Genomic DNA, 7,319 nt, shown 5'->3' on the forward strand with positions numbered 1-7,319 from the left:
GACCTGGTGGCCGGGGCGTCGGTGAACCCGTTGCAGCCGCTGCTGGAGTTCCTGCCGCAGGCCCGCGACATCGGCCTGCACCTGGTGATCACCCGGCGGATCGGCGGCGCGTCCCGGGCGATGTTCGACCCGATCATCGCCCGGATCCGGGAACTCGCGTCACCCGGCATCATGATGTCCGGTCCGCGCGAGGAGGGCCCGCTCTTCGGCACCGTCAAGCCGCAGATCCTGCCGCCCGGCCGGGCCTGGATGATCACCCGCAAGCACGGCAGCCGGCTGGTCCAGCTGGCCTGGACCCCGCCGACGAACTGACGGAGGGCGGCACCCCCGCGGCGTCAGCGCCGGGGGGTGCCGATCTCGCGGAACTCGGCGTCGGTCTGCGCCAGGTAGAGGTAGCGGTCCGTGCCCTGGTCGATCAGGGCGATCATGTCGTCCGCCATGAACTGCATGAACTGGCTGCTGTGCGAGCGCAGGCGCAGCGCCGACGAGGCCAGTGCGGCCTCCTCGCCGCCGAGCCGCTGCAGCAGCGTGATGTTCGCGTCCTGCAGTGCCGGCACCCCCGGACGGTCCAGCTGGCGCAGCAGGGTGAGCTGGCTGCGCCACGGTCCGAGCGGCACGGTGTCGGCCGGCCCGGTCATCCCCAGGTCGTACACGGTCAGCATCGGTGTCTGCGCGGTGCCCGGCAGCACCGGCACCTGGCCGCCCTGGTCGGCGCCGAGCACGAACAGCCGGCCCCGCAGGCCGGTGGCCCGCTCGCCGAACCCGGCCCAGGCCTGCGGTTCGGTCGTCACCACGGTGACCCGGGCGCCCAGCGCGAAGGCCCGGAAGACGATCAGGTGCGTGGCCCAGACCCCGCCGACCACGGACACCCGGACCGGCTCCGGCCCGAACAGGCGCAGCGGGACGGCCGCGTACTGCCGGTCCCGGCCGATGATCAGGCCGGATCCGGCCGAGGTGGCCACGTTGACCCGTTTCAGGGTGGCCCGGGAGATCAGGTGCCGGCCCACGTGCAGCCGGGACATCTTGCCCGAGGGGCGGGCGTGGACGTCGGCACCGGCCTGCGCGCCGCCGTCGGCCGGCGGGCCGCCACCGGGCCGCTCGGTGGCGGTCAGCGCCGTCGGGTTGGCCAGCGGTGCGCTGGTCAACTGGGGTGCGGCGAGCCGCCGGGCCTGCGCCGTGGCGGCCTGCTCGGCGACCGGCGCCGGGGCGGCGACCTCCACGACCGGCGGGGGCAGCGGTGCCGGAGTGGCCGGCTGCTGCTCGGCGGCCGGCCGCGGCGCGAAGACCGACGGCGGCGGGGGCAGGGCGGCGGCCGGTGCGGGCGGCGGCGGAAGCTCACCCTCGGGCCGCTGTGCGGGACGTGGACGCCAGGCGCCCTCCCGGTCCGGAAACGTCATCCCGCACCACCACCCGTCGGCGCCGTGGCGTAGGCGGCCGGCCCCTGCTCACCGTCGAGGGGCTCCACCTCCCCGCCGAACCGTTTGACACCCTCGATGAACTGCTGTTCGAGGGCCGCGAAGTCGTCCTCCGGCCGGGTCGCCAGCCGGATCAGGCAGCGCAGCGCGACGTCGTCGCCGCCGGACGCCTCGAGCACCACCGACACGCTGGTCTGTGCCGCCGGGACGGCCGCCGCCCAGGTCAGCAGGTCACTGATCGCGGTGGCGGTGCCCGGCCAGGTCTTCAGCCAGAACGTGCGGTGGCCGAGCCGCGCGGTGTGCCAGCGGTTCCACTCCTCGCGGACCTGGGTGGTCTCGGTGACCGCGCCCGGCTCCACGTCGCAGGACCGGGCCAGCGTGGCGATCAGGTCGTCGGCGTCGAGCACCCGGCAGTCGATGCCGAGGCGGCGCAGGCTGGTGGCCACCTTGCGGCCCAGACTGGCGACCAGGGCCGCGGCGGTGGCCGGGTCGGTGTTGTGGTCGAGCAGCGCCTCGGCCAGGCCGACGGCGTCCACCCGGACGCACACCGACGACTCGCGGTGCGCCGGAACCGGGACCGGGCTCAACGTCTGGGCCATCTGCCGGTACGACGCACCGGCCGGCGACGACGGGTGCACGTCCGCACCCGGTGCCGGGACGGTGTGCGTGACCAGCTGCAGCACCACCCCCGGCTGCTCGGTGGCGGCCAGCACGCCGACCAGGGTGTCCAACGGGACCGGTCCGGCCTCCTGGTGCACCGGGGCGGTCGGGATCAGCGACACGACCGTGTACCAGCCGGCCTCGTCGCGGGCCACCCCGACGCGGGCGCCGTCGGGAGCGGACTCGTTGCGTACCGCAAGACCCGGAGCAACCGCGTGCAGAGCGCGCAGCGGACCGCTTCCCCCGGCGGCCGGAGCGGAGCGACGCCGCCGTCCGTGCTGCCAGGCGATCACCCGGTCCTCCAGCCACCACCGGCCCCGCCGGCGGGCGAAGACCACGCCGAGCAGACCGGCCGCGGCGGTCCCGGCGATCAGGCCGGCCACCGGGCCCTGCGAGGCGGCCGCGGCGGCGCCCAGGCAGGCGACCTCGGCGGTCACGATCTGGCCGATGCCGACCGGGCCGAGATGGCCGCTGCGGCGGACCCGGCGGACCGCGGCGTCGTCCGCACCCGGCAGTGGCACGGGCGTGGCCGGCGGCGCCACCGGCGCGGACTCCTGAACCGGGGGTGCGGCAAACCCCGGGTAACCGTCTCCTCCGCTCACCGGACTCCTCCCCACCAGGTCACGGGCACGATCACTGTACGGTGAAGGCGTAGTCGTCCCGGGCGGGGTGGGTCTTGAAGACCTTCAGCGCCTTGGTGTCGTAGTCGAGCACCCAGTCGCCGGAACCCCGCGCGTTGAAGTACACGAATCCGATCAGCTTCTTGCTCGACGCCACCTGGGCCAGCAGTTCGTCGACCACCTCGGCGCGCATCGAACCCGGCTCGGAGCCGGTCTCGACGATCAGCATCGGCTTGTCGCTGAACTGCGTGATCTCCTTCATCGTCGGCTGGAACAGCGCCTTGAAGTGCTGTTCGCCCTTGTGCGTGAAGTAGCCGTCGATGCCGATCCAGTCCACGTACTCGTCACCCGGCCAGTACGGCTTCAGCGGCACGTCCGGCAGGTAGTTGGTGACGTTCGGGGTCCAGGTCCAGATCACGTTCGTCGCGCCGACCTGCTGGTAGATGTCGTGGATGTGTTTCCACGCGGCGACGAAGTCCTTCGCCTTGGCCTTCTGGGTGCCCCACGGGTACCAGTGACCGTTCATCTCGTGCGCGATGGTCAGGGCGATCGGCACGTTCAGCTGCTTCACGTCACTGGCGAACTTCGTCAGGTATTCGTCGTGCTCGCCCGCGGCGATGTCCTTGAGTTCCTGCTTGAACGGCTCCCAGCGGACGATCGGCAGCGCACCGTACTGGTAGATGTCGCGGACCTCGGAGGCCGCGAAGTCGTCGTCGAAGCTCTCGTAGATCGTGATCATGTTGGGCTTCTGCCCGATCCGCTTCGCGAACGCGTCGATGCGGCTCATGTCCTGCGGCGCGCCGTTGATCGCCGTACCCAGGTAGTTGTGGTCCGGCTTGATCAGGTGGGACACGTCGTAGACGGCCGGCGGCGCGGAGACCGACGGTCCGGCGCTGGGAGCCTGCGAGGCGGCGGCCGTGTTGTGCCCGGCGGCCGTCGACTTCTCCGGACCGAACGCGGCGTACCCGAACACACTGGCCACGAAGACCGACATCGCCAGGAGAAGGTGCGGGGTTCTCATGCGTCGGCACTCCTCATGCTCGCCGGGATGTCACGGACCGGGTCGACCAGCAGGACCTGCAGCACGGTGGCCAGATAGATGGTGCCGGCCAGGAACGCCGGGGTGAAGGTGGCCAGGTCCACCGAGCTCATCCGCTCGGCGGCCAGCAGCGTCCACACCGCGGCGGTGCCCAGACTCCACACCGCCAGGCCGATCCGCAGGCGCCGGGTCTTCGACTTCTTGCCGGTCGCACCGGTCGGCTGCCAGCCCATCGGCTGGCCGCGCAGCAGGTCCCAGATGGCGAACGCGTGCGCCCAGCCGTAGACCAGCTTCACCGTCCACGTCTCGAACCGGAACTGGGTCCGGTGCCAGAGCGGGAACACCACGAAGTTGTAGACGATGCTCGGCACGATCAGCAGGTAGTGCTCCAGCTTCACGAACTGCGGGAAGAACAGCAGCATCACGATCGGCACCAGCGGGCTGACGAAGGTGAACAGCGCGGTGTGCGCGTAGTAGCAGAAGCCGGAGACGTACGACAGGCGCTGCCGGAACCCCATCTGCAGGTTCCAGAACTTCGTCGATCCGAGCAGGCTCATCGACCCGGCACACCAGCGGTACTGCTGGGTGTAGAACGAGTTCAGGTCGGCCGGGCACAGCCCGACGGCCAGCGGCACCGGGATGTAGCGCAGGACCCAGCCCTTGCGGCGCATGTCGAAGCCGGTGTGCACGTCCTCGGAGTGCTCGATCAGCGTCGACCCGCCGATCGCGTCCAGCGCCGCCCGGCGGTAGATCGCGCAGCTGCCGACGCAGATGGCCGCCTCGTGGTGCTGCCGGGACACCTGCACCGAACGGTAGAACAGCTCCTGCACGGCGGCCGCGCCGCGTTCCAGCCAGCCCTGGCCCTTGGTGACCCGGAAATACTGCGGCGACTGCAGGATGCCGACGTCCGGGAACTCGTCGAAGTACGGCAGCATCTGGTCCAGCATGTCGGCGCGGGGCGTGAAGTCGGCGTCCAGCACCAGGACCATGTCACCGAGGGTGCGGTGGTACGCGTACCGCATGTTCCCGGCCTTCTTGAACCACCCCCGGTTCGGCCGCCGCTGGTAGACGAACCCGAAGCCGAGGGCCAGCTCCTGCCGTTCGGTCGACGCCGAGTCGTCGAGCACGTACACGCAGACCCGGCCGGGGTAGTGGTCGGCCATCATGTCGACGTGCCGCCAGGTGTTCTCCAGCACGTCGAGGGCCTCGCCGCAGACCGGCAGGAACACGTCGACCGACGGGTACTGCCCGGGTTTCCAGTTCTCGACCAGCCGCCGGTGCTTCGCCATGTCGAAACCGGGCGTCCCGCCGTTGACCGCCAGTGAGATCAGGTAGTACGCGACCGTGAAGACGAACGCCGGGACCAGCAGGAACAGCCACGGCGACATGCGCAGGAACAGCGTCTGGCTGACCATCAGCGTGCAGAAACTGATCAGCGAGGCGCCGGTCAGCACCCACAGCCGGCGTTTGCCGTAGAGCAGGGTCTCCGCGTCGGTGGGCGGCGGCATCAGCGGCGCGGACGTCCGCCGCTGCGGTGCGACACCGACCGCCCGCGCGGCCGGCCACTCCTTGCGCGGCATCCCGCGCTGCGACGGGACGACGTCGTTGAGGGTCAGGGGGCGTTCGCCGGTCGTCACCACGGGGATGACGGCGGTCTCCTCGGCCGACGACATCAGGCGGCCGGCTTGCGGGTGTAGAGGGCCACGGTGAAGCCCTTCAACGGCCAGATGTCGGACTGCACGAAGTCGGTGCGCAGCAGCGCGTTCTTGGCGTCACCGATGTCCTCCAGGATGTCGGTGTGGCTGCCCTTGCGGACCACCCAGACCCGGGCCGGTTTGCCGAAGCACTGCGGGACCTCGATGTCCGGGCACTCCTGGGCACTGACGCTGCCCTGGGTGCGCGGCGCCTGCACGAGCAGCTTGTCGTCCGGCCGGCTGTCCGCCGCCAGGTACCGCCGGAACGAGTCCCGGCCGGTCAGCTGGTCGTTGTCGGCGTACGGGCCGAACAGCACCGCGTCGCCCTTCGCCTGGTTCGCCCGGATCACCTCGGCGACGTCCCGGCTGGCGATGTCGTGACCGGCCACGGTCCGCTGGGCGGTGTGCGCCGGGACGGCCAGCGCGGCGATGCCGAGGACCGCGAGCAGCCCCCGCATCAGGGTGAGCCGGCGCAGCGCCAGGCCGGCGAGCAGGGCCCAGGCGGGCAGCACGAACATCAGGTACCGCGGCACCCAGAGCGGGACGAGGACCGAGACGGCGGCCAGCACCGCCACCGGGACCAGGGCCCACAGCGTCAGGGCGTGGGCGGTGGTGCGGACCGACAGGGCGGTCAGCGCCAGCGCGATCACGGCACCGGCGATGATGGTGGCCCCGAACAGCCGGTCCGGGGTGGTGGCGACCCGGTCCAGGCTCAGCGGCGGGATCCAGGAGAGCGCGCTGCGCTGCAGGTATCCGAGGTAGAGCAGGGGCCAGAGCGGTGCGGAGCCGAGCAGGGCGGTACCCAGCCAGGAGAGGACCGCCCTGGGGGTACGCCGTACCCGCGCGATCAGCAGCAGGTGCGCCACGAGCATCAGCAGGGCGGCCGGGTGGGCCAGTCCGAGCAGCAGGACGGAGAACGCGTACCCGACGTAGGTCCGGCGGCGCGGTTTCTCGGCCAGGTCCACCGCCATGTAGGTCGACCAGGCCGCCGCCAGCATCGTCAGGGTGTACGGCTGGGTGTCCTGCGCGTACCGCGAGAAGCCCGGCAGCAGCGACAGCAGCAGTCCCGAGGCCAGGCCGACGCGCAGCCCGGCGATCCGGGTGCCGAGGAGGGCGACCGCCGCGGCCGCGCCCGCCCCGAACAGCACCGAGGGCAGTCGCAGCACCAGGTCGGTGTCGCCGGCGATCGAGGCCCAGAGCCGCAGCAGCATGTACCACGGTGCGACGGTCCCGTCCGCGTTGGTCAGTACGCTGCGGAAGTCGCCCCAGCTCGCGGTGACCATGCCCCAGGTGGCCAGCTCCTCCTCGCTGAGACCGGGGGTGGCCAGGTTCCAGAGGCCCAGGCCGGTGGCGACCACCATCGGGAGCACCCAGGAGAGCGCCTTGAGGCGCGGGTTGGCGAGGGGTTCCGGCGCGGCCGGCAGGTCCTCCGGCGACGGCGTCCAGGCGGCGCCGGCCTCCTCGGGCTTCTCCGGTTCGTCGGTGACCCGGATGATGATCGCCGTTTGATCAGTGCTTGTCGCGCGCATCATCCCTCGGCGTCCTGAACTCGGTTCTCGTACGTTGTGGTGCCGGCCGTGCTGTCCCGGGTCACCGGATGGCGATCAGCAGATCGTCCAGCACCAGGGTGCAGAGATCCTCGCGGCTCGGCATCCGGCCCAGCCCGCGCAGCCGGCCGGACTGCGCCTTCCGCATCCCTTCCAGCAGCTTGCGGGCCTCTCGGGCGTTACCGAAATTACGGTCTCGCTCGAGTTGAGAGAAGTACTCGTGGAGTGCGTCACTCAGACCCGGGGCGAAGGTGTAGTCGTCGGTGCGGGCGATGCGTCCGGCGATCATGACGAGTTCGTCGGGTCCGTAGTTCTCGAATTCGAGGGTCTTGGCGAAGCGGGAG

The 7,319-nt window shown here is 71.4% G+C and carries 6 protein-coding genes and 1 pseudogene; 1 reads left to right on the forward strand and 6 read right to left on the reverse strand.

All coding sequences use genetic code 11. The features are described 5' to 3' along the window. Positions 1–312 (forward strand): hypothetical protein (locus WH85_RS51985; protein WP_045748457.1); only part of this gene is annotated, 312 nt, incomplete at its 5' end. Positions 313–335: 23 nt separating this feature from the next. On the opposite strand, the gene WH85_RS45510 is transcribed toward WH85_RS51985, so the two are convergent. The 6 genes and pseudogenes from WH85_RS45510 to WH85_RS51990 form a co-directional block, all read right to left on the reverse strand. Next, on the reverse strand, positions 336–1,397 hold the full coding sequence (locus WH85_RS45510; RefSeq protein ID WP_157411644.1) for a hypothetical protein: 1,062 nt from the start codon (positions 1,395–1,397) through the stop codon (positions 336–338). Next, positions 1,394–2,677 (reverse strand): type VII secretion protein EccE, encoded by a 1,284-nt coding sequence (locus tag WH85_RS45515; RefSeq protein ID WP_245674386.1) that lies wholly within the window; start codon positions 2,675–2,677, stop codon positions 1,394–1,396. Before WH85_RS45515 ends, WH85_RS45510 begins: the two co-directional genes overlap by 4 nt. A gap of 31 nt (positions 2,678–2,708) precedes the next feature. Further along, positions 2,709–3,716: a glycoside hydrolase family 26 protein gene (locus WH85_RS45520; protein WP_045748458.1), complete on the reverse strand. Its 1,008-nt coding sequence runs from the start codon at positions 3,714–3,716 to the stop codon at positions 2,709–2,711. Beyond that, positions 3,713–5,407, reverse strand: a complete 1,695-nt coding sequence (locus WH85_RS45525) for a glycosyltransferase family 2 protein (protein WP_211275658.1) — start codon at positions 5,405–5,407, stop codon at positions 3,713–3,715. Before WH85_RS45525 ends, WH85_RS45520 begins: the two co-directional genes overlap by 4 nt. Further along, entirely contained in the window at positions 5,407–6,960 is a 1,554-nt protein-coding gene (locus tag WH85_RS45530; RefSeq protein ID WP_045748459.1) for a glycosyltransferase family 39 protein, read from the reverse strand. The genes WH85_RS45525 and WH85_RS45530 overlap by 1 nt, the downstream gene beginning before the upstream one ends. Before the next feature lie 58 nt (positions 6,961–7,018). Further along, positions 7,019–7,319, reverse strand: a pseudogene (locus WH85_RS51990) (right-handed parallel beta-helix repeat-containing protein); the annotation flags it as partial.

Source organism: Actinoplanes rectilineatus, from assembly GCF_000962825.1.
Lineage (GTDB): Bacteria > Actinomycetota > Actinomycetes > Mycobacteriales > Micromonosporaceae > Actinoplanes > Actinoplanes rectilineatus.

Coding starts and splice junctions, on each gene's coding strand:
- WH85_RS45530 (WP_045748459.1), bottom strand. CDS start 6,960: ATGATGCGCGCGACAAGCACTGATCAAACGGCGATCATCATCCGGGTC.
- WH85_RS45520 (WP_045748458.1), bottom strand. CDS start 3,716: ATGAGAACCCCGCACCTTCTCCTGGCGATGTCGGTCTTCGTGGCCAGT.
- WH85_RS45525 (WP_211275658.1), bottom strand. CDS start 5,407: ATGTCGTCGGCCGAGGAGACCGCCGTCATCCCCGTGGTGACGACCGGC.
- WH85_RS45510 (WP_157411644.1), bottom strand. CDS start 1,397: ATGACGTTTCCGGACCGGGAGGGCGCCTGGCGTCCACGTCCCGCACAG.